Origin of the sequence: Natronoarchaeum philippinense (assembly GCF_900215575.1) — an archaeon.
In the GTDB taxonomy this organism is placed as follows: domain Archaea; phylum Halobacteriota; class Halobacteria; order Halobacteriales; family Natronoarchaeaceae; genus Natronoarchaeum; species Natronoarchaeum philippinense.
Genome location: NZ_OBEJ01000003.1, coordinates 1 through 18,921 on the forward strand (window position 1 = coordinate 1; position 18,921 = coordinate 18,921).

Below are 18,921 nucleotides of genomic sequence, written 5' to 3' on the forward strand. Positions count from 1 at the left end.
GAGAGGTTGAACTCGTCGTCGTCGTCGTGGAAGGCGTTCTCGCCGTCGGTCGTGAACAGCGAGAGGTGGGTGTGCATCCCCGAGCCGTTGATGTGAGCGATCGGCTTGGGCATGAACGTCGCGTGGACGTCGTTTTTCTCCGCGGTCGCGCGGACGACCGAGCGGAACGTGGCGATGTTGTCGGCCGTCGAGAGCCCGTCGTCGTACTTGAACGAGATCTCGTGCTGTCCCTCGGCGACCTCGTGGTGGCTGGACTCGACCTCGAAGTCCATGGATTCGAGGTTGTAGATGATCTCGCGTCGCAGATCCGATGCGAGGTCCTTGGGCGCGAGGTCGAAGTAGCCGCCGGCGTCGTGCGTTTCGGTCGTCGCGCGGCCGTTCTCGTCCTTGTCGAAGACGAAGAACTCGGGCTCGGGGCCGGCGTTGACCGTATAGCCCATCTCCTTGGCCTCTTCGAGGACGCTCTGGAGCACCGAGCGCGGGTCGCCGCTGAACGGCTCGCCCGTCTTGGTGTCGACGACGTCACAGATCAGGCGTGCTGCCTTGCCCGAGTCAGTGTCGCGCCACGGCAGGACGGCAAAGGTCGAGGGGTCGGGCTGGAGGCGCATGTCCGACTCCTGAATGCGGACGAACCCTTCGATCGAGGAGCCGTCGAAGTAGATCCCCTCGGTGAACGCCTTCTCGGCCTGTCGGGCCGGCACGGAGACGTTCTTGACCGTACCGAGGATGTCGGTGAACTGCAGGCGGAGGAAATCAACGTCCTCCTCTTCGATGCGAGCGAGTACGTCCCGTTCGTCGGACGTGAGGTTTTCGGATGCCATGTTGCTTCGGTCTTTCCTTGGATAGATAGTACTAAAGCGACGGCGTTCAGCGCAAATATTTTCATTGTCTCCGGAAGAAAGAGACATTCGCCCAAATATAGCGCACCAAGTCGGACGGATGCGTCAGTGTGTGCGTCGATGGCATCGACAGGCGGGCAATCGTCCAGTCAACAGGACCGACCACAGCCCGGTCGACCCGGATCGGTAGCACTGCTGGGAGGAACTGAGCGCATCAAAAACGAAGGACCGCAAACTACCGGCGATTACGCGTCGGCGTCGTCGCTGTCAGCGTCTTCCTCGTCGTCTTCAGTGTCTGCCGCGTCGTCGTCGGCATCATCTTCTTCAGCGTCGTCACCGCCCGGACCTTTGTCGGCGGGCGGGCCGCGACGCTGCTCGTCGTCAGCGTCGTCCTCCTCGGTATCGTCGTCGGCGTCGTCACCGCCCGGGCCTTTGTTAGCCGGCGGGCCGCGTTCGCCGTCGGGACCCTTGTCTTCCGGCGGGCCCTGTCGCTTGTCGCCGTCGGGACCGGCGTGTGCTGGCGGACCCTGATTACCGGGGCCCGCGTGGTCCGGGATGTTCTCGGCCGCCGGGTTGTTCTCGATCACGAAGGCCGCGATCTGCTGGCCCATCGGGCCGCTGACGTTCTCGTCCTGCAGGGATTCGACGAACGCCGCGACCTCCAGTCCGAAGTTGTCAGCCGCATCAGTGCCGAGCGTCGTCGACACGGAGACCGATCGGTTGTCGACCGCGCCCGTGACCGTCACTGCGACAGTCTCGTTGGGCGTCGGCAGCGCGACCGTTCCGTTCGCGTCGGTCGTGTACTCGCCCGCGCCAGCGTAGGAGGCGTTGGGGTCGTCGACCGTGACGTTGACCGTCGCGTTGGCGGCCGCCTCACCGTCATCGGTCAGCTCGACGACGGGCGCGTTGGTGACCGTTACCGTGAGGTTGTCGTTGGTCGCCGACGCGGCCGTACTCTCCTCGTCTTCGTCCTCTTCTTCGGCTTCTTCCTCCTCGTCATCGGCGTCGCCCTCTTCGTCCTCGTCGAGGTCACCATCCGACTCATTGAGGTCGTCGTCAGACTCGTTCAGGTCATCGTCCGACTCATTAAGGTCGTCGTCAGACTCGTTCAGATCGCCGTCCGATTCGTTCCCGTCCGCGTCCTCCAAGTCGTCGCTTTCGCCGTCGTCGACCTCTTGGACAGTCGCGGACGCGGCGGCCGCGGGGGCCACCATCGACACGATCAACATGACCGCACCGAGCACCGCGAACAGCTGCGTCTTTCGGCTCATCACGTTCCGTCCATACCGCCTACAGGTCATAAAGCAGGGATCTCGTTCAACCGGTTCAGGCAGTCCTGAAACAGCCTCAAAGACGTTTATAACGTTTAGAAACGATTCTCTCCGTTTAGTTTCGGTTTAGTTTCGGCGACTCACTCGTCCGTCGCGCGCTCGACCAGCGCCTCGGCGTGCTCGGCAGCGGCGTCCCGAACCCGCGGCTCGTAGAGCGTCAGCACCTCACGATCCCGCATCAGCACGTCGCCGTCACAGATCGTGTGCCGAACGTCGCTCCCGCTCGCGGCGTAGGCGAGGTGGCTCACGAGGTCGTGGGCGGGCGTCAGGTGCGGTTCCGAGAGGTCCAGCACCGCGAGGTCGGCGTTCGCGCCGGGTTCGATCCGACCTGAGTCGATTCCGAGCGCATCGGCGCCGCCGGTCGTCGCCAGTTCGACGGCGTCGGCCGCCGCGACCGCGCTGGCGTCGTCGGCCGCGAGCTTGCCGATCATCGCCGCGTCGCGGATCTCGTCGAACATGTCCAAGTCGTTGTTCGAGGCGGCGCCGTCGGTGCCCAGCCCGACTGTGACGCCGGCATCGAGCATGCGCTGGACCGGCGCCATGCCGGAGGCGAGTTTCATGTTCGAGGCCGGGCAGTGGATCACCGCAGTTCCGGAGTCGGCGAGCAGGTCGATCTCCTCGTCGTCGACGTGGACGCCGTGGGCGAGGAAGTTCTCGGGCGAAAGCAGACCGATGTCGTCGGCGTACGCGAGCGGGCGCTCGCCGTGGTCGTCGACGATCGGATCGACCTCTCCCTCGGTCTCGTTGGCGTGGAAGTGCATCGGCAGGCCGGCCTCGCGGGCGCGCGGAACGAACTCGCGGAGGTACTCCTCGCCGACGGTCGTCAGACTGTGGGGCTGGAAGGTTGTCGAGACGCGCCCATCAGCGGCGCCGTCGAGTTCGAGCGCGACATCGAGACTGGACTGCATGTCCTCGCGGGCGCCCTCCTCGTCCTTGCCGACCGTGATCGCGGTGTGACCGAGCACGGCCCGGACGCCGGCCTCCTCGACGGCGTCGGCGATCTCGGAGACGTTGAAATACATGTCCGAGAACGCCGTCGTGCCGGATTTGATCATCTCGACGATGCCCAGTTCGGCGCCCACGCGAACGTCTTCGGCCGTCAACTCGGCCTCGACCGGCCAGATGTCCTCTTGGAGCCACGCGTCGAGGGGTTTGTCGTCGGCGTAGCCCCGCAGGAGCGTCATGGCGACGTGGGTGTGACCATTGATAAGGCCGGGGATCACCAGCCCGTCGTCGGCGTCGAGCAGGTCATCCCCGCCCTCAATGTCGGCGCCGACCGCGACGATCTCGCCGGCGTCCTGATCGACCAGCACGTCGGCGCGCTCTACGGTCATGTCCGGACGGAGCACCTGCCCGCCCGCGATTCGCAGGGTAGTCATGGGCGTGGATTTGAGGGCGCCGGTGTTAATCCACCCGATCCGGGGCGGTGAGACGATGCCTCGCGGTCGAAAAGCAAATCCTGCCGTGGCGCGAACGGTCGGGTAATGCGAATCGCCGTCCCCAACAAGGGTCGCTTGCACGACCCCACGCTGGACCTGCTCGAAAGCGCCGGACTGCACGTCGTCGACGGCGCCGACCGGAAACTGTACGCCGACACCGTCGATCCCGACGTGACGCTTCTGTTCGCGCGGGCCGCCGACATCCCCGAGTACGTCAGCGACGGCGCCGCCGACGTGGGGATCACGGGCCACGACCAGATCTCCGAAGCCGAACCGGACAACGTCACCGAACTGCTCGATCTCGGCTTCGGGCAGTGCCGGCTCGTGCTCGCGGCGCCCGAGGACGGCGACATCGAGGCCGTCGAGGATCTGGCCGGCAAGACGGTCGCCACCGAGTTCCCGACGATCACGCGACGGTACTTCGAGGACCGCGGCGTCGATCCCGAACTCGTCGAGGTCACGGGCGCGACCGAACTCACGCCCCACGTCGATATGGCCGACGCCATCGTCGACATCACCAGCACGGGGACGACGCTGAAGGTCAACCGACTGGCGATCATCGACGAGGTGCTCGACAGTTCGGTTCGGCTCTTTGCCCGCGACGACGTGGCCGACGACGAGAAGGTCACGCAGGTCACGACCGCGCTGGAGTCGGTGCTTGCGGCCGACGGGAAACGCTACCTGATGATGAACGTTCCCGAAAACAATCTAGAGGAAGTGCGCGACGTGATTCCGGGGATGGGCGGCCCGACGGTGATGGACATCGCCGGCGAGGACGAGGAACTGGTCGCGGTCCACGCGGTCGTCGACGACAGCGACGTGTTCGAGACGATCACCGAGGTCAAGCGCGCCGGCGCCAGCGACATCCTCGTCACCGAGATCGAGCGGCTCGTCGAGTAGGGCTCAGACGAGGAAACTCGCAAGCGCCGAGCCGAGCAGGACGCTCACTGCGTAGTGGACGGCCGTGACGGCGACCGACCAGCGGCGTCCCGGATCGTAGACGCGGTCGATCGCGAGGTAGTCCGCGACGACAGAGAGCACCAGCGAGACGAGCAAGCCGGCGCCTTCCCCGAATAACTGGATGCCCACGACGAGCACGGCGGCCGGAGCGATGCCGACGAGCAGCGCCTGTTCGAGGCTCACGTCGCCGAGCACGTAGCGAGCGGCGACGTGGGCGGTGAGGCCGTAGAACACTGCGGCGAGGAGAAAGGTGCCCAGCGACGCGATCACCGAACCCAAGGGAAGCGACTGCGCGGGCGCGATACCGACCATGCGCTAGGCTTTGGCTGCCGAGACTTGTACGTGCTGATACGCGGGAACGACGGCGACCGGGAGATGCGGCGTTACTCGAGGAGGCCGAGATCTTCCAGCCGGGAGACGATCTTGTCGACGGCGTGCTCGGCGTCCTCGGGCTTCTTGCCGCCGGTGATGACGAGCTTGCCCGAGCCAAAGAGCAGCGCGACGACCTCGGGGTCGTCGAGACGATAGACCAGCCCGGGGAACTGCTCGGGCTCGTACTCGATGTTCTCCAGCCCCAGCCCGATGGCGATCGCGTTCAGGTTGAGGTTGTGACCCAGATCGGCGGAGGTGACGATGTTCTGGACGACGATCTCGGGATCTTCGTTGACGTTGATCTCCAGATCGCGCAGCTTGTCGAAGACGATGCGCAGGCTCTGGTGGACATCGTCGGTCGATTTCGCGCCAGTACAGACGATCTTGCCCGACCGGAAGATCAGCGCGGCCGATTTGGGCTCCTGCGTGCGGTAGACGAGCCCCGGGAACTGCTCGGGATCGTAGTCGGCGCCTTCGAGGTCCATCGCCACGCTCTGGAGGTCGAGCTCTTGGCCGATCCCCGTCGACGCGACGACGTTTTCGATATTGATAGTTTCCTTGGGGTCGCTCATAGTACGGTTTAAAGGACGTATTTAAGGTTTATAAAGGTTGATGCCACGGCCTGATAGGTCGGACAGCAGGCACGAACGGCGCCGCCGAGCCGGTGGCATCGCGCGCCGGTAAAACCGCAAGCAGGGAACGGTATTCGAGCACGCTATGACGACCCCCAAACCGCGGCCGGAAGACGATCAGACCGACCCCAGTCGAGGGCGGGGTCCGGGAACAACCAGTTAGTATCGCCGGTAGATCGGCGACGCGGTTCGAGTCAGTGCGGACCGTCGAACCGTCCGTTTCATAGGCACCCGTCGCGGACTGTGGCGCGTGTACCTGCTGGAGCTGGGCGGCGAGGACGATCGGTTCGCCGCCTACGAGGCGGCGAGTGCCGCCGCGAGCGTCGAGTTGCTGGCGCCGGGAGTGGCCACCGCGGGCGCGATCGACGCGGACGCCGTCGAGACGCTGGCGTACGCCCACCGCGCGAACGACCTCGTCGGACTGGGCGACGCCGACATCGAGAGCGCGCGCGCACTGCTTTCGGCGTCCCCGGCCGACCGCGAGGGGACCGTCGCCGTGCGTGCCGAGGACGTTCGAGGGTCGACCGGCGTCGACACCCAGCGCGTCGAGCGCGACCTCGGCGGCCTGCTCGTCGAGCGGGGGTTCGAGGTCGACCTCGACGACCCCGATCACGTGCTCCGAGCGCTGTTTTCCGACCCCGCCGCGTGGGACCGCGAGGGGCAACTCGATCCGCGCGAGGCCGTCGGCGGGGGGCCAGCGAGCGAGGACGCCGTCCCGATCGCCGACCGCGCGCTCGACGGCGAGGCGGTCTGTGCGCTGGGCTGGCTCGCCGCCGAGAGCCGCCGGGACTTCGGCGAACGCGCGCCGACCGATCGGCCGTTCTTCCAGCCCGGCAGCATGGATCCCCTGCTCGCCCGGGCGCTGGCCAACGTCGCCGGCGCGCGGCCCGACGCGCTCGTCGTCGACCCAATGTGTGGCACCGGCGGCGTCCTGATCGAGGCGGGCCTCTCTGGCGCCGACGTGCTGGGTACCGACGCCCAGCAGAAGATGGCCCGCGGCGCCGCCCGGAACCTCGCCGACGCGCTGCCCGGCGACGCCGCGTTCGGGACGGCACAGGGCGACGCCACGCAACTGCCTCTGCCGGACGACGCCGCCGACGCCGTGGTGTTCGACGCGCCTTACGGCCGCCAGTCGAAGATAGCCAACCTCGACCTCTCGGAGCTGGTCGCCGGCGCGCTCGCGGAGGCCCACCGGATCGCTCCCCGCGCGGTCGTCGTCGCCGACCGGTCGTGGGACGCCGAAGCGCGGGCTGCCGGTTGGCGGATCGACGCGCGCTTCGAGCGCCGCGTCCACCGGTCGCTGACCAGATACGTGCTCGTGCTCGAACGAGAGCGGTGAGTCAGCCAGCGCCGGACGCGCCGGGGTCGGCATCGAGCCACCGCTCTCTGGCGATCACGGCGGCGAGCGCGACCGCGACGACGCCGATCCCGATCTCGCGGACCGGCGTCCGGCCGACGGTCAGCGCGACGGCGGCGTGGCCGGCCAGCCCGAAGCAGACCACGAGGACGGTGGCGTTCCCGAGCGCACCGGTGTCGAGGTCGGGCCAGCGCCGCAGGACGCCGTAGGCCAGTGCCAGACTGACGAGGCCGCTGGCGTACACCGGCAGCGCCGTCGAGTCGGTGACACTGCCGATAGCCGGCATCGCAACGAACTTGACGCACAGATCGAGCGCGAGCCACACGGAGAAAAAGCGAAGCGTACGCATTCTCAGGCGATTTCGGGAATCCGCGAGAGCAGATGCGAGACGTGCAGGCGGTCGTTGGTCCCCTCGGTGAGATCCAGATCGACCTCGCCGGCGGCGCGGTACAGTTGGGCCTGCTTGCGGTCGTCGTACCGTGACTGGGCGACCGAGAGCACGTCTCGGAGCACCTCTTGGCCCTCCAAGCCCTCCTCGACGAGCAAGTCGTCGAGCGTCTTCCGGGCGTCGGTGAACTCCCCGGCTTCGGCGTCGTCGAGCATTTCTTCGATCAAGTCCGTGGTGCCGACCTCGCCCAGCGTCTCGTAGGCCGCGCTCATCGTGATCTCGCCCTCCTGCTCGTAGGTGGTTTGGGCGCCGAGAATCGCCTTTCGGAGGTCGCCGGAGGCGTAGCCCGCGACGTACTCCAGCCCGTCGGCGTCCCAACGAACCTGTGAGTTGGGGCTCGCGGAACTTTGTTCCGCGGCGTCGTGTTCGGCGCCCTCGGCGTCGGCGATGCCTTCGAGCACGTCGACGATCTCGCCGTGGTCGGGCGCCCGGACGGGGACGGGGAAACACCGCGACCGGATCGGCGGGATGAGTTTCGTGGGCTGGCGCGTCGTCAGCACGAACTGGGTCGTCTGGTGGTGGCGCTCGATCACCCGGCGCAGCGCCTGCTGGAAGTCCTCGCGGACCGCTTCGGCGTTGTCCAGCAGGATCGTCTTGTACTCGCCCGAGACGGGCGCGTAGCTGGCCGACTCCTTGAGGACGTGGTTGATCATGTCCCGCTTTGCCATCGACGATTTCCCGTCGAGGAAGGAGGCGAATCGGGGGTCATTCTTGATCTCCGTTTTCGTCCGGTCGAAGAAGTCCGCGACGTTGATCTCGATAAGGTCGCTGTCGGGGTTCTCGTGGGCCGCCTCGGCCAGCGCGCGCACCGCGGCGGTCTTGCCGCTGCCGGGCGGGCCGTGCAACACGAGGTTGATCGGCTCGTCGACGCCCCGCGTCAGGTACTCGCGCACGTCGTCCTGCGGAAGATCCTCAAGTTCGGGCGCGTGCGTGTCGATCCACAGCGGCGGTTCCATTAGCCTCTCCTACCGCCCCCGTCAGTAAGAATCGGTCGGTCCAGACGCCGCACCGACGGCGGGACCGATCCGAAGCGGGTTTAGCGCTCGGTCGACCAGTTTCGGCCAGATGACGCTGCGCGCGACGTTCCTTGGAACTGGCGGGGCCGTACCGACGACCGAGCGCAACCCGCCCGCGATCGCCGTCAACCGGGAGGGCGATCAGCTGCTGTTCGATTGTGCCGAGGGAACCCAGCGCCAGATGATGCGCTACGGCACGGGCTTTGGCGTCTCGCATCTCTTTGTCACGCACACCCACGGCGACCACATCTACGGCATCCCCGGACTGCTCGATACGCTGGATTTCAACGACCGCGAGGACGCCCTGACGATTCACGTCCCGCCGGGCAAGAAAGGCGAGCTCCGGGCGTTCATCGACGCCGCCGGCGCCCGACCGACGTTCCCGCTGCGGATCAACGAGGTCCGAGACGGCGTCGTCGCGCTCGCCCGCGACGAGTACGAAGTGCGAGCCTTCGAGGTCGAACACCGCACCAGCGCCGTCGGCTACGCGCTCGTCGAGGACGACCGCAAGGGCCGATTCGACCGGGCAAAAGCAGAGGAACTGGGCGTGCCCGTCGGACCGAAATTCTCGCAACTCCACGAGGGCGAGCCGGTCGAACTGGAGGACGGCACCGTGATCGACCCCGAGCAGGTCGTCGGCGAGCCCCGACCCGGACGCAAGATCGTCTACTCAGGCGACACGCGCCCGATCGAGCGCACCGTCGATGTCGCCGAGGACGCCGACCTGCTGATCCACGACGCGACGTTCGCCGACGACCGCACCGACCGCGCCGAGAAGACCGCCCACGCCACCGCGCGCGAGGCCGCCGGTATCGCCAGCCGAGCGAACGTCCACCGGCTCGCGCTGTTGCACGTCTCCTCGCGGTACACCGGGAACGTCGGCGCCCACCTGCGCGAAGCCCGCGAAGCCTTCGACGGCGACGTGTTCGCGCCCGACGACGGACAGACCGTCGAGGTGCCGTATCCCGACGGGGAGTAGAGTCCCGTCGGCGGTATCGAGTTTTGTTTGGAGTTGAAATGAGAAAATACTACAACTGAAAGAGAAAACTGAAACCCATGCGACGCCGTCGCGCACTTGCCCTCCTCGGAACGGTCGGATCTGGAGCGCTCGCCGGATGCAATGGACTATTGAAATCCGATGAGGACCGAACATTCGAGATTGAGAATGGTCCCTCACCAGACGGACTCCCGGCAGAGATCAGTGCGACGATCGTCCGAGAGATGTCCGAAGACAATCCCGCCAAGATCGAAATTTCGTGCGAGAACACTTCCGAAAACCCGATATTTATTACATTTGACTGGCCAGCGCCATTTTCGACATTAGTCGGACACCACCAGTCGGGATCTGCGCGTCTCATGTTAGGATCTGAAAAGGTAGTTCCAGATCAGACGGATTCTTGCTGGACTGGAGATACATCAGCCAAAAATGCTCCGGGAACGGACAGAATTCGACTTACAGCTAGCGAGAATATTAGCGTTCTCTGGAGTCTATACAACCATCCATCGAACGAAGAGTGCTTTCCGGATGGACGCTTTCGGTTCGAAGAGACGTACACGCACAACGGAGAACATTTCGATTGGTGGTTCGATATTCTGAAAGGGTGAGGTTCACACGCTACGTCGGACGAAGTTCGGGGTACAAACCGGAAAGCATCTGATCAATCGAGCCCCCGCCCCCGCCGTGGATTTATGCTTCCTGCTTCCCTACCCGGGTCCGTGAGCCACCGAACGAGCGCCCTCGACGCGGTCGTCTTCGGCGTCGACGTCCAGAGCGGGGACGTGCGGGGCGACGCCCCCTCCTACGCGCTGTGTGTCTTCGACGGCGAGTCGATCGAGCGCGATGTCGTCAGCTACCGCAAGCTCCGCCGGGTGATCGCGGATCGGGAACCCGCGATGGTCGCCACCGACAACATGTACGAGCTCGCGGAGAACAAAGACGCCCTGATCGCGCTGCTCGGCGACCTGCCCGACGGCACCCGGCTCGTGCAGGTGACCGGCGACGAGCGGCCCGAGCCCCTCTCGCGGGTTGCCAAGCGCCACGGCGTCCCCTACGGCAAGGATCCGATGCAGGAAGCCGAGGCCGCGGCGCGACTCGCCGCCCGAAACGTCGGCTACGAGGTCTCCGCGTTCACGGACACGACCGAAGTCAAGGTGGCCCGAGGGCGCTCGACGGGCAAGGGCGGGTGGAGCGAGGATCGCTACACGCGCAAGATCCACGGCTCGGTCAAGCGCCGCTCGCGGGAGGTCGAAAGCGAACTCGACGACGCCGCTCTCGACTACGAGAAAGACGTGACCGAGAAGTACGGCGGGTTCAGCAACGCCATTTTTCGAGTGTCGGGACGGCCCGAGGACATCCCCGTCTCCCGAGAACGCTCGGGCGACGTGCGCATCGAGATCGAGCGCGAGCGCCGCGACGGCATCGAGTTCCACCCGCTGGTCAAGCGCCGGGATCACGTGCTCGTCGGGATCGACCCCGGGACGACGACCGCCGTCGCCGTCGTCGGCCTCGACGGCGAGGTGCTGGACGTGCTCTCGACGCGAACGGCCGACACCGCCGACGTGATCGAGTGGATCGTCGAGCGCGGGCGGCCGATCGTCGTCGCCGCCGACGTGACGCCGATGCCCGAGACCGTCGAGAAGATCCGCCGGAGTTTCGACGCCGCGCCGTGGACGCCGACCTCCGATCTCCCGGTCGATACCAAGCAACACCGCACGCGCGAGGAGGGGTACGACAACGATCACGAACGGGACGCCATGGCCGCCGCGCTGTCGGCGTTCGACGAGCGCGAGGACCAGTTCCGCCGGATCGCCCGCAAGGTCCCCCCGGAGTTCGATCCGGGCGAGGTTACCGCCCGCGTCGTGACCGGCGAGGAATCCGTCGAGGCCGTGCTGGACGACCTCACCGAGCCGGAGGACGACGACGCCGAGGAAACCGAGCACACGACCCGGGAACTCACCGAGGAAGAACGGCGCATCCGCGACCTCGAACGCCAGGTCGAGCGCCTGCAGTCCCACGTCGACCAGTTGGAAGACACCGTCGACGAAAAAGACGAGCGCATCGAGGAACTCGAGGGCGAACTCGACGAGGCCCGCCGCGAGGAGCGCCGCGAGGCCCGCGAGCGCCGCGAGGTGACGCGGCTCCAGCGCAAGAACGAGCGCCTCGAACGCGAGATCGACGACCTCGAAGACGAGACCGAGACGCTCGAAAGCAAACTCGACCGCCTGAAAGAGCTCTGGAAGCTCGACCACTCGAACTTCGCGGACGTTTCGGCGAAGAAGAAGGATCTGGTCCCCGTAAAGCCCGTCGAGAAGTTCACCACGAACGCCCTAGAGCAGGCCCACGAAAACTACGGACTGGCCGAAGACGACGTGATCTTCCTCCGGGACGCAAGCGGCGCGGGGCGCTCGACGGCCGAGCGCCTCGTCGATGTCGAGCCGTGGGTCGTCCTGAAAGCCGGCGGCGACCTCTCGGAGGTTGCCGACGAGATCCTTTTCGAGAACGACATTCCGGTCGGCCCCGCCGCGGACGTTCGGATGCAGGAGGTCGACGAACTCGCGGTGGCGCGCGAATCCGACATCGAGAGCGTGATCGAGGACTGGAAAGATAGAGCAGAGGAACGGCGCAAAGAGCAAAACGCCGAGATGGTCGACCAGATCATCAGCGAGCACCGGGTGCGCGACGACGAGGCCGGAGCGTCCGGTCTCTAACCCCGATCAGAGTTCTTTCTCGATCACGTAGCCCCACTTCTCGTAGTCTCGATTCTCGTAATACTCGTGGACGGCGCCTCCGCCGAGTGGGTTCGCCAGCGCGACGTACTCGCAGTCCTGTTGGGTGACCCACGCCTCAACGTGTTCCAGCAGCGCGGTACCGTGTCCTCCACCGCGTCGCGGCTCGTCGACGACGAGGTCGTAGAGCCACGCGATTCGAGCGTGATGGAGGTGATTTCCAAGCTGGACGCCGGCGACGCCCACGATATCGTCGCCGTCGAAGCGCCCGAACAGGTGGTACTCCTCCTCGCCGGTCCAGTCGATGATCTCCTTTGGATCGGCGTCGGGCCACAGCTGGCGCAGGATCGGGACAGCCTCGCGCCGTTCTGCTTCGGCGTCGAGTTCTCGAACGTCCATGCTACCGGCTATGCGCGCATCTTTTCATAAAACGGGATGGAAAAATGACGGCCGCAATCGGTGAAGCAGCTCTCGCCTACGCAGCGGCTTCCGCCAGCGGCTCGACTGTCAGCGTCACTTCGACGCCTTCGACCTCCCGACGCCACCTTTTTCCGGTTCGGGTGGCCTCGCTCCGCTCGGCCACCGCTCGCCGCAAAAATCTGGGCCAAAAAGCCGAACGCTCGCTTCGCTCGCGTTCGGGAGAGCGTCCGCGTCTACGCAGCGGCTTCCGCCAGCGGCTCGACGGCCAGCGTCACTTCGACGCCTTCGACCTCCCACGTCTTGCGGTTGCCGTCGTCGACATCCACGTCGCCCAGCTCCTCCGCGCGAACCTCCTGTGCGATCAGGTCTTCGTGCTCGCGCACCAGTCCGGCCACGCGGTCGTCGGCCACGTCGATCTCCAGTCGGATCGAGGCGTCCATGTCGAGATCGAGTTCCTTGCGCATCTCTTGGACGCGTCGGATCACCTCGCGGGCGTACCCCTCGCTCTCGATGTCCTCGTTGAGTTCGGTGTCGACGTAGACGACGCCCAGATCGTCGCCGTTGCGCGAGAACGCCGAGCCCGAGACGGCGTCGGGCGTCTGCGTGACGAACTCGACCATCTCGTCGGTGAGTTCCTCGTCGTCGTCCAGCGCGTCGGCGACGGCGGCTTCGAGCGCGTCGAGGCTCGGCTCGTCGACGCGAGCCTCGTTGAGTGCGTTCATCACCTGTCCGGCGCGGTCGCCGAAGGCCGGGCCGAGTTCGCTCATGTCGGCCTCGGCGCTGTAGCTGAGCTCGCCCCAGTCGTCGTCGGGGTCGACGAGTTGGATCTCGCGGGCGTTGAGGCGGTCGGCCAGCAGGCCGCGGTGGCGCTCGACGGCGTCGACGACGCGCTCGTCGTCGGGCGCGACCACGGCGCGGGTGACGGGCCAGCGAAGCTTGCGTTCGGCGCGCTGGCGGGCGTTGGAGCCGGCCTCCTCGACGGCGCGCACCAGATCGACGTCCTCCTCTAACTGCGCGTCGCGGAGGTCGTCGTCGGCCTCGGGCCACTCGCACATGTGGACCGTCGGGTGTTCGGCCTCGCCGGTGAGGTGGCCGTAGATCTCCTCGGCGACGAAGGGTGTGAAGGGCGCCAGCAGCGCGACGACCTCACGGAGGACCCGGTACAGCGTCGCGTAGGCGGCGCGCTTGGACTCGCTGTCCTGTTCGTCCCACATGCGCTCGCGGACGAGTTGGACGTAGTACCGCGACACGTCCTCGACGACGAACTCCAGTACGGCGTCGAGCGCCTGATCCTGTCGGAACTCCTCCATCGCCTCGGTCGCCTCGGCTTCGACGGACTGGAGCCGGGAGAGCACCCAGCGGTCCTCGCGGTCCAGTTCGACATCCTCGACGGTCGTCGCCTCCGGATCGAACCCGTCCATCCGCATGTACGGCAGCGGGAACCGGAACACGTTCCAGAGGATGTTGAGCCGCCGTTGCATCTCCTGGGTCTCGTCGTAGGAGAACTGCATGTCCTCGCCGCGGGCGGTCAGCGAGAGCAAGAACGCCCGCATCGGGTCGGCGCCGTACTCGTCCATGACCTCGCCGGGGTCGACGCGGATGTCCTTGGACTTGGACATCGCGCGGCCGTCTGGCATCAGGGCGTGGCCGTGCATCAGCACTTGCTTGTACGGCGACTCGCCGACGGCGGCGGTGCCCATGCCGAGTTGCGACCAGAACCAGCCCCGCGTCTGGTCGTGGGCTTCGAGGATCAGATCGGCGGGCCACAGGTCCTCGAACTCGTCGGTCTCGGAGGGGTAGTTCAGTGTCCCCCACGTCGCCACCGAGGAGTCGAGCCAAACGTCGAACACGTCCGGGACCCGGCGGTAGGTCGTGCCGTCTTCGGTGATCGTCAGGTCGTCGACGGTGTCCTTGTGGAGGTCCACCGATTCGGGGTCGATGTCCTGATCGACGCGTGCTGCGAGTTCCTCGCGGTCGCCGACGACGACGGCCTCGTCCATCGAGCCGTCCCAGTCGTCCGGCAGCCAGATCGGGATGGGGATGCCCCAGTAGCGCTGGCGGGAGACGTTCCAGTCGGGTGCTTCCTCGACGAAGTCACGGAAGCGGCTCTCGCGGGCCCACTCGGGGTACCACTCCGAGTCGCCGATGTTGTCGAGCAGGTCGTCTTTGACGTCGGTGATCGTGATGAACCACTGGTCGGTGACGATCTGGAGGATGCCGGTGTCACACCGCCAACAGTGACCGTAGCTGTGGTTCGTCGTGCCCGACGAGAGCATCAGGTCTTTCTCTCGGAGGTCGGCGATGATCTCGTCGTCGGCGTCCTTGACGAACTGGCCGGCGTACTTGCCTGCGGCGTCCTCGTAGACGCCGTCGCCGCCGACCGGACAGAACACGTCGAGGCCGAGCTCGCGACCGCGCTCGAAGTCCTCTTCACCGTGGCCGGGCGCGGAGTGGACGAGTCCCGTACGGTCGACCTCGACGTACTCGGCGTCGTAGACCTGCAGGGCGTCCTCGCCGTCGGGGGCCTCGGGCACCTCATCGCGCAGCGGGTGGTCGTACTCCCAGCCGATCAGGTCCTCGCCGGTGAGTTCCTCGACGATCTCGTAGTCGTCGTACCGGCCCTCCGAGAGGACGTGCTCGACGACGCCGGCTGCGACGTAGAGGCGTTCGGTCTCGCCGTCTTTCTGGGCGTCGACGCCGACGTACTCGACATCGGCGTCGACCGCGACGAACGTGTTCGCGGGGATCGTCCACGGCGTCGTCGTCCAGATGACGACGTTGCCCTCGCGCTCTGCGAGGGGGAACTTCACGTAGATCGAGGGGTCCTCGACGTCCTCGTACTCGACCTCGTTGTTGGCGATCGCGGTCTCGCAGCGGGGACACTGCGTGATCGAGCGCTTGCCCTGCTCGACGAGGTCGTGGTCGTGGGCTTGCGAGAAGCCCCACCACGCCGCCTCCATGTACTCCGGCGAGACCGTCTTGTAGGGGTCGTCCCAGTCCATCCAGACGCCGAAGGACTTGAAGTCGTCCTGCAGGCCCTGCAGGCTGTCCTCGGCGAAGTCCCGGCAGGCGTCGATGAAGTTCTCGACGCCGTAGTCCTCGATGTCTTTCTTGTTCTCGAAGTCCATCTCCTCCTCGACTTTCGTCTCGATGGGCAGGCCGTGCATGTCGTAGCCCGGCCGGTCGGTGACGTCGAATCCCTGCATCCGCTTGTAGCGGATGTAGACGTCTTTGAGACTCTTGTTCCACGCGTGGCCCATGTGGGCCGCGCCGGAGGTGTAGGGCGGGCCGTCGACGAAGAAGTACCGCTCGTTACCCTCGCGTGACGCTTTCGCTTTCTCGTAGGCGTCGACCTCGTCCCAGTAGTCGAAGACGCGGGATTCCACCGCGTCGGGGTCGTACTGGTCGTCGACTTCCCCGAATCGGTCCATGTGCGGGGTAACTCACTCCTGCAGTAAAGGACAATCGGTTAGGTAGCGGACGGTTCTACGGCCGAGAAAAGACGCCGTGCCGGAAAACGGATCAGGACCGAAGCGCGATCATGGTCTTTGCGACCTTCTCGTAGCCAAGCATGTAGATGCCGGCGTACAGCGCCAGCAGACCGACGAAGCCGAACCAGACTGCGATGGTCGTCTCGCCGGCGCCGAGTCGGAAGAGACTGGCGGCCTCTGCGGCCAGTCCGAGCCCCGTCAGCACCGTCGCCGCGACGAGGTAGGCGATGAGTTCAGCGAGTACTTCGAGTTGCATGCGAGAGCACAGACCGCCGACGATTATGGACCTTTCGGGCGAGAGACGACCGGCGTCGGTGGCCGATCGTCGGCGTCATCACTCGACGTGGACCCGCGTGACGTGGCCGCCACAGCCACACTGCTCGACGTACTCCCAGTCGACCGCTTCGCCGTATTCGGCGTCGAGCGCGTCGTAGAGATACTCCGCGGGATGGCCGTTCTCGCCGTGCGTGACGAGGTTGACGTGGTGGCCGCCCGCGGTGTGTTCGATGGCGTCGATCGCCTGCTCGACGACGAGGTCGGGGTCGCCAGCGTGTTCGGGTTTCTCCATGTTCGCCGACCACGAGTTCTCGTGAACGCGGTCGGTTACCGGGTCGACATCGCCGTGGCCGTGGTCGCTCGTGCCCATACTGGATGGTAGCGCCCGGACGCGGGTGGGCGTTGAGCCGAACACGTTCGGCACCCTGCCGCCGATGGATCGACGCGGGAGGATGTCACAGAAGGCTTATTTTCCGATGGAGAGACCCCAGTCGTATGGCACACATCTCGGGTCGCTACGGCGACCTCGACTATCCCAAACTCGCAAAGTACGGCTTTCTGACCGGTGCGGTGCTGTTTCTCGGCGGCGCGCTCGGCGAAGCGACGCTGGCGTCCGGCCTCGTCGGCGAGGCTCCGGGGTGGCTCGACACGCTGCTGGTCGACGCCGAGATCCTCGGCGTGCTCTGCGGGCTGCTGGCGCCGCTGATCTTCGGCATCGTGATGCCGTTGACCGAGTGAGGACGCCGATACCCGTCGAGTTTCCCGACCCCGAGGACCGACTCGTTCTCGAACCGGGCTGTCGGCGCTGTTCGGCGCTCGGGAAACTTTCATGGCGCCGGACGGTGATCCCCCGACCATGTCCGAAGACTGCATCTTCTGTCGGATCGTCGACGGCGACATTCCCAGCCGAAGCGTCTACGAGGACGAGACGGTCATGGCGTTTCTCGACGCCAACCCGCTCGCGCCGGGGCACACGCTGGTGATCCCGAAGGCCCACCACGAGACGCTGGCCGACCTGCCCGAGGACACCGGCGCCCGCGTGTTCGAGGTGCTCCACCAGTTGGCCCCGGAAATCGAGGCTGCGGTCGACGCCGACGCGAGCAACGTCGCGTTCAACAACGGCGAGGCCGCCGGACAGGAGGTCCCCCACGTCCACGGGCACGTGATCCCGCGCTTCGAGGGCGACGGCGGCGCGCCGGTCCACGCGATCGCTGGCGATCGACCCGACCTTTCTGACGAGGAACTCGACGAGATCGCGGACGAGATCGCCGGGCGATCCTGACTGAAGAATTTATTTCCTGCAAAATACAATGCATTTTTATCCGGTCGAGCGGTAGCTCGGGCCATGACTGAGCAGCCCACGACGGCGGCGATCACTGGCACGGCGGGCGGCGCCGGCACCACTAGACTATCGGTCGAAGCCGGTGCGACGCTGGCTCGCGCCGGGTACAGCGTCGCGCTCGTCGACGTCGCCTTCGCCACGCAGGGACTCGCACAGTACGTCTCGGGCCGGATCGACGAGGACGTCGTCGACCTCGTCACCGGCGATGATCCCCGACCGAGCGACGCCGCCGTCGATCTTGGTATCGACGCCGACGGCCGGCTGGTCGCGGTCCCGTCGCAGGCATCGTTTCAGGCACTCGCACGTGCCAAAACCGCCGGGGCAGCCGAGCGGTTCGAGGCCGTGCTCGATCGCCTCGACGACGCCGTCGATCGCGTGCTGGTCGACGTGCCGCCCGTGGCGACGAACCCCGCCGTCGCCGCCGTCACGACGGCCGACCGCGTCGCGCTCGTCGCACCCGGTACCGACCGCGGCGTCGACTCGCTCCAGCGCTCGCGAGCGCGACTGACCGACGTGGGGACGACCGACGATCTGGCGGTCGCAAACCGAGTCGACGAACTCCCAGACGGTTCGATCGACCTAGCGATTCCGGAGAGCGACGCGACCGCAGTGGCCGACGCCCCGGCAACCGTCGATCCGGACGACGAGTTCGCGCCGGCGGTCGCGGCGTTTGCAGAAGCACTGTTCGACGAGCAACTCGATCTGGAATTTCCGGAACCGGACCTCGTCGACCGACTGCGCCCTTAGAGTAGGTCGTCGACGCCGCTCATCGTCGCCGACAGGCGGTCGCGTTTCTCGACCGCGGCGTCGGCGTCGTCCCGCAGGACGCCGCGAACGAGTTCGGCGGCGTCGGGAAGCGGATCGTGCGCCTCGACGTACGACGCCAACGCGAACTCGGCCTCGGTCGCACCGGTCAGCGCCTGCGCGTCAGCCCGCGAGAGATCGCCCGACTGCCAGTCCCTGACGATCCGCCGAGCTTCCGGTGCCAGCGGCGAGAGCCCCTCGACGCCGAGCAGGTGCAGCGTCTTGGCCGCCGTCATCGGGACGAGCCCCGCCTCGTCGGCGGCGTCGCCGACGCTCGCGCCAGCGATGTACGTGCTGACGACCGCCGCGGCGGCGCCGGCCGAGCACGGCAGTTCGGCCTCGACGGCACGCAGGCCGTCGGCGAGGTCGGCGTCAGTCTCGTCGACCGTCGCAACGCCGCGCTCGCACTGCTTATCGGTGACCTCGATCCCGGCGGCAATCTCCGATAGCATCCAGATAGATTCACTA

Annotated in this window: 19 protein-coding genes; 7 read left to right on the top strand and 12 right to left on the bottom strand. The window is 66.4% G+C overall.

Annotated features, from left to right (window positions below; translation table 11 throughout):
• The 3 genes from CRO01_RS10875 to CRO01_RS10885 all read right to left on the bottom strand — a co-directional run.
• Positions 1 to 821: glutamine synthetase family protein (locus CRO01_RS10875; protein ID WP_143824947.1), on the bottom strand; the 821-nt coding region annotated here is incomplete at its 3' end.
• A 263-nt stretch (positions 822 to 1,084) separates the two neighbouring features.
• Entirely contained in the window at positions 1,085 to 2,110 is a 1,026-nt protein-coding gene (locus CRO01_RS10880; RefSeq protein WP_097009190.1) for a collagen-like triple helix repeat-containing protein, read from the bottom strand.
• A gap of 140 nt (positions 2,111 to 2,250) precedes the next feature.
• The gene (locus CRO01_RS10885; RefSeq protein WP_097009191.1) at positions 2,251 to 3,549 is read right to left on the bottom strand and encodes an amidohydrolase; all 1,299 of its coding nucleotides are present in this window, start codon (positions 3,547 to 3,549) and stop codon (positions 2,251 to 2,253) included.
• 105 nt (positions 3,550 to 3,654) lie between these two features.
• Between CRO01_RS10885 and hisG the strand changes: the two genes are divergently transcribed.
• Complete coding sequence (gene hisG, locus CRO01_RS10890) at positions 3,655 to 4,509, top strand: ATP phosphoribosyltransferase (RefSeq protein WP_097009192.1); 855 nt, start codon at positions 3,655 to 3,657, stop codon at positions 4,507 to 4,509.
• Positions 4,510 to 4,512: 3 nt separating this feature from the next.
• Here the strand turns inward: hisG and CRO01_RS10895 are convergent, their stop codons facing one another.
• Together CRO01_RS10895 and CRO01_RS10900 are read right to left on the bottom strand one after the other, a co-directional pair.
• Positions 4,513 to 4,881, bottom strand: coding sequence for a DUF7473 family protein (locus CRO01_RS10895; RefSeq protein WP_097009193.1), 369 nt, complete (start codon positions 4,879 to 4,881; stop codon positions 4,513 to 4,515).
• A gap of 71 nt (positions 4,882 to 4,952) precedes the next feature.
• A complete protein-coding gene (locus tag CRO01_RS10900; RefSeq protein WP_097009194.1) occupies positions 4,953 to 5,513 on the bottom strand; it encodes a TATA-box-binding protein in 561 nt (186 codons plus the stop codon).
• Between the two features lie 310 nt (positions 5,514 to 5,823).
• On the opposite strand from CRO01_RS10900, the gene CRO01_RS10905 reads away from it, so the two are divergent.
• Positions 5,824 to 6,912, top strand: coding sequence for a methyltransferase domain-containing protein (locus CRO01_RS10905; RefSeq protein ID WP_097009195.1), 1,089 nt, complete (start codon positions 5,824 to 5,826; stop codon positions 6,910 to 6,912).
• A 1-nt stretch (position 6,913) separates the two neighbouring features.
• On the opposite strand, the gene CRO01_RS10910 is transcribed toward CRO01_RS10905, so the two are convergent.
• Together CRO01_RS10910 and CRO01_RS10915 are read right to left on the bottom strand one after the other, a co-directional pair.
• The gene (locus CRO01_RS10910) at positions 6,914 to 7,279 is read right to left on the bottom strand and encodes a hypothetical protein (RefSeq protein ID WP_143824948.1); all 366 of its coding nucleotides are present in this window, start codon (positions 7,277 to 7,279) and stop codon (positions 6,914 to 6,916) included.
• Positions 7,280 to 7,281: 2 nt separating this feature from the next.
• The gene (locus CRO01_RS10915) at positions 7,282 to 8,334 is read right to left on the bottom strand and encodes an AAA family ATPase (protein ID WP_097009197.1); all 1,053 of its coding nucleotides are present in this window, start codon (positions 8,332 to 8,334) and stop codon (positions 7,282 to 7,284) included.
• A 109-nt stretch (positions 8,335 to 8,443) separates the two neighbouring features.
• On the opposite strand from CRO01_RS10915, the gene rnz reads away from it, so the two are divergent.
• Both rnz and CRO01_RS10925 read left to right on the top strand, forming a co-directional pair.
• Positions 8,444 to 9,373 (top strand): ribonuclease Z, encoded by a 930-nt coding sequence (gene rnz / locus CRO01_RS10920; protein WP_097009198.1) that lies wholly within the window; start codon positions 8,444 to 8,446, stop codon positions 9,371 to 9,373.
• Positions 9,374 to 10,110: 737 nt separating this feature from the next.
• Positions 10,111 to 12,102 (top strand): DUF460 domain-containing protein, encoded by a 1,992-nt coding sequence (locus CRO01_RS10925; protein ID WP_097009199.1) that lies wholly within the window; start codon positions 10,111 to 10,113, stop codon positions 12,100 to 12,102.
• Between the two features lie 6 nt (positions 12,103 to 12,108).
• On the opposite strand, the gene CRO01_RS10930 is transcribed toward CRO01_RS10925, so the two are convergent.
• From CRO01_RS10930 to CRO01_RS10945, 4 genes are all read right to left on the bottom strand, one after another.
• A complete protein-coding gene (locus CRO01_RS10930; RefSeq protein ID WP_097009200.1) occupies positions 12,109 to 12,519 on the bottom strand; it encodes a GNAT family N-acetyltransferase in 411 nt (136 codons plus the stop codon).
• Positions 12,520 to 12,773: 254 nt separating this feature from the next.
• The gene (gene ileS / locus CRO01_RS10935) at positions 12,774 to 15,971 is read right to left on the bottom strand and encodes an isoleucine--tRNA ligase (RefSeq protein WP_097009201.1); all 3,198 of its coding nucleotides are present in this window, start codon (positions 15,969 to 15,971) and stop codon (positions 12,774 to 12,776) included.
• A 91-nt stretch (positions 15,972 to 16,062) separates the two neighbouring features.
• On the bottom strand, positions 16,063 to 16,287 hold the full coding sequence (locus CRO01_RS10940) for a hypothetical protein (RefSeq protein WP_097009202.1): 225 nt from the start codon (positions 16,285 to 16,287) through the stop codon (positions 16,063 to 16,065).
• A gap of 78 nt (positions 16,288 to 16,365) precedes the next feature.
• Positions 16,366 to 16,677 (bottom strand): CGCGG family putative rSAM-modified RiPP protein, encoded by a 312-nt coding sequence (locus CRO01_RS10945; RefSeq protein ID WP_097009203.1) that lies wholly within the window; start codon positions 16,675 to 16,677, stop codon positions 16,366 to 16,368.
• A gap of 125 nt (positions 16,678 to 16,802) precedes the next feature.
• On the opposite strand from CRO01_RS10945, the gene CRO01_RS10950 reads away from it, so the two are divergent.
• The 3 genes from CRO01_RS10950 to CRO01_RS10960 all read left to right on the top strand — a co-directional run bounded on the left by CRO01_RS10950 (position 16,803) and on the right by CRO01_RS10960 (position 18,396).
• A complete protein-coding gene (locus CRO01_RS10950) occupies positions 16,803 to 17,045 on the top strand; it encodes a DUF7860 family protein (protein ID WP_097009204.1) in 243 nt (80 codons plus the stop codon).
• 118 nt (positions 17,046 to 17,163) lie between these two features.
• Entirely contained in the window at positions 17,164 to 17,589 is a 426-nt protein-coding gene (locus tag CRO01_RS10955; protein ID WP_097009205.1) for an HIT family protein, read from the top strand.
• Between the two features lie 63 nt (positions 17,590 to 17,652).
• On the top strand, positions 17,653 to 18,396 hold the full coding sequence (locus tag CRO01_RS10960; protein ID WP_097009206.1) for a MinD/ParA family ATP-binding protein: 744 nt from the start codon (positions 17,653 to 17,655) through the stop codon (positions 18,394 to 18,396).
• Here CRO01_RS10960 and CRO01_RS10965 read toward each other — a convergent pair.
• A complete protein-coding gene (locus CRO01_RS10965) occupies positions 18,393 to 18,905 on the bottom strand; it encodes a DUF7858 family protein (protein WP_097009207.1) in 513 nt (170 codons plus the stop codon). The two genes, CRO01_RS10960 and CRO01_RS10965, sit on opposite strands and share 4 nt — an antisense overlap.
• Positions 18,906 to 18,921: the final 16 nt, after the last annotated feature.

Excerpts from the sequence above, each read along its gene's own strand:
- CRO01_RS10915 (WP_097009197.1), bottom strand. The coding sequence starts at position 8,334 with ATGGAACCGCCGCTGTGGATCGACACGCACGCGCCCGAACTTGAGGAT.
- CRO01_RS10885 (WP_097009191.1), bottom strand. The coding sequence starts at position 3,549 with ATGACTACCCTGCGAATCGCGGGCGGGCAGGTGCTCCGTCCGGACATG.
- hisG (WP_097009192.1), top strand. The coding sequence starts at position 3,655 with ATGCGAATCGCCGTCCCCAACAAGGGTCGCTTGCACGACCCCACGCTG.
- CRO01_RS10960 (WP_097009206.1), top strand. The coding sequence starts at position 17,653 with ATGACTGAGCAGCCCACGACGGCGGCGATCACTGGCACGGCGGGCGGC.
- CRO01_RS10945 (WP_097009203.1), bottom strand. The coding sequence starts at position 16,677 with ATGGGCACGAGCGACCACGGCCACGGCGATGTCGACCCGGTAACCGAC.
- CRO01_RS10950 (WP_097009204.1), top strand. The coding sequence starts at position 16,803 with ATGGCACACATCTCGGGTCGCTACGGCGACCTCGACTATCCCAAACTC.
- CRO01_RS10910 (WP_143824948.1), bottom strand. The coding sequence starts at position 7,279 with ATGCGTACGCTTCGCTTTTTCTCCGTGTGGCTCGCGCTCGATCTGTGC.
- ileS (WP_097009201.1), bottom strand. The coding sequence starts at position 15,971 with ATGGACCGATTCGGGGAAGTCGACGACCAGTACGACCCCGACGCGGTG.
- CRO01_RS10955 (WP_097009205.1), top strand. The coding sequence starts at position 17,164 with ATGTCCGAAGACTGCATCTTCTGTCGGATCGTCGACGGCGACATTCCC.
- CRO01_RS10895 (WP_097009193.1), bottom strand. The coding sequence starts at position 4,881 with ATGGTCGGTATCGCGCCCGCGCAGTCGCTTCCCTTGGGTTCGGTGATC.
- CRO01_RS10965 (WP_097009207.1), bottom strand. The coding sequence starts at position 18,905 with ATGCTATCGGAGATTGCCGCCGGGATCGAGGTCACCGATAAGCAGTGC.
- CRO01_RS10930 (WP_097009200.1), bottom strand. The coding sequence starts at position 12,519 with ATGGACGTTCGAGAACTCGACGCCGAAGCAGAACGGCGCGAGGCTGTC.
- CRO01_RS10940 (WP_097009202.1), bottom strand. The coding sequence starts at position 16,287 with ATGCAACTCGAAGTACTCGCTGAACTCATCGCCTACCTCGTCGCGGCG.
- rnz (WP_097009198.1), top strand. The coding sequence starts at position 8,444 with ATGACGCTGCGCGCGACGTTCCTTGGAACTGGCGGGGCCGTACCGACG.
- CRO01_RS10900 (WP_097009194.1), bottom strand. The coding sequence starts at position 5,513 with ATGAGCGACCCCAAGGAAACTATCAATATCGAAAACGTCGTCGCGTCG.
- CRO01_RS10880 (WP_097009190.1), bottom strand. The coding sequence starts at position 2,110 with ATGAGCCGAAAGACGCAGCTGTTCGCGGTGCTCGGTGCGGTCATGTTG.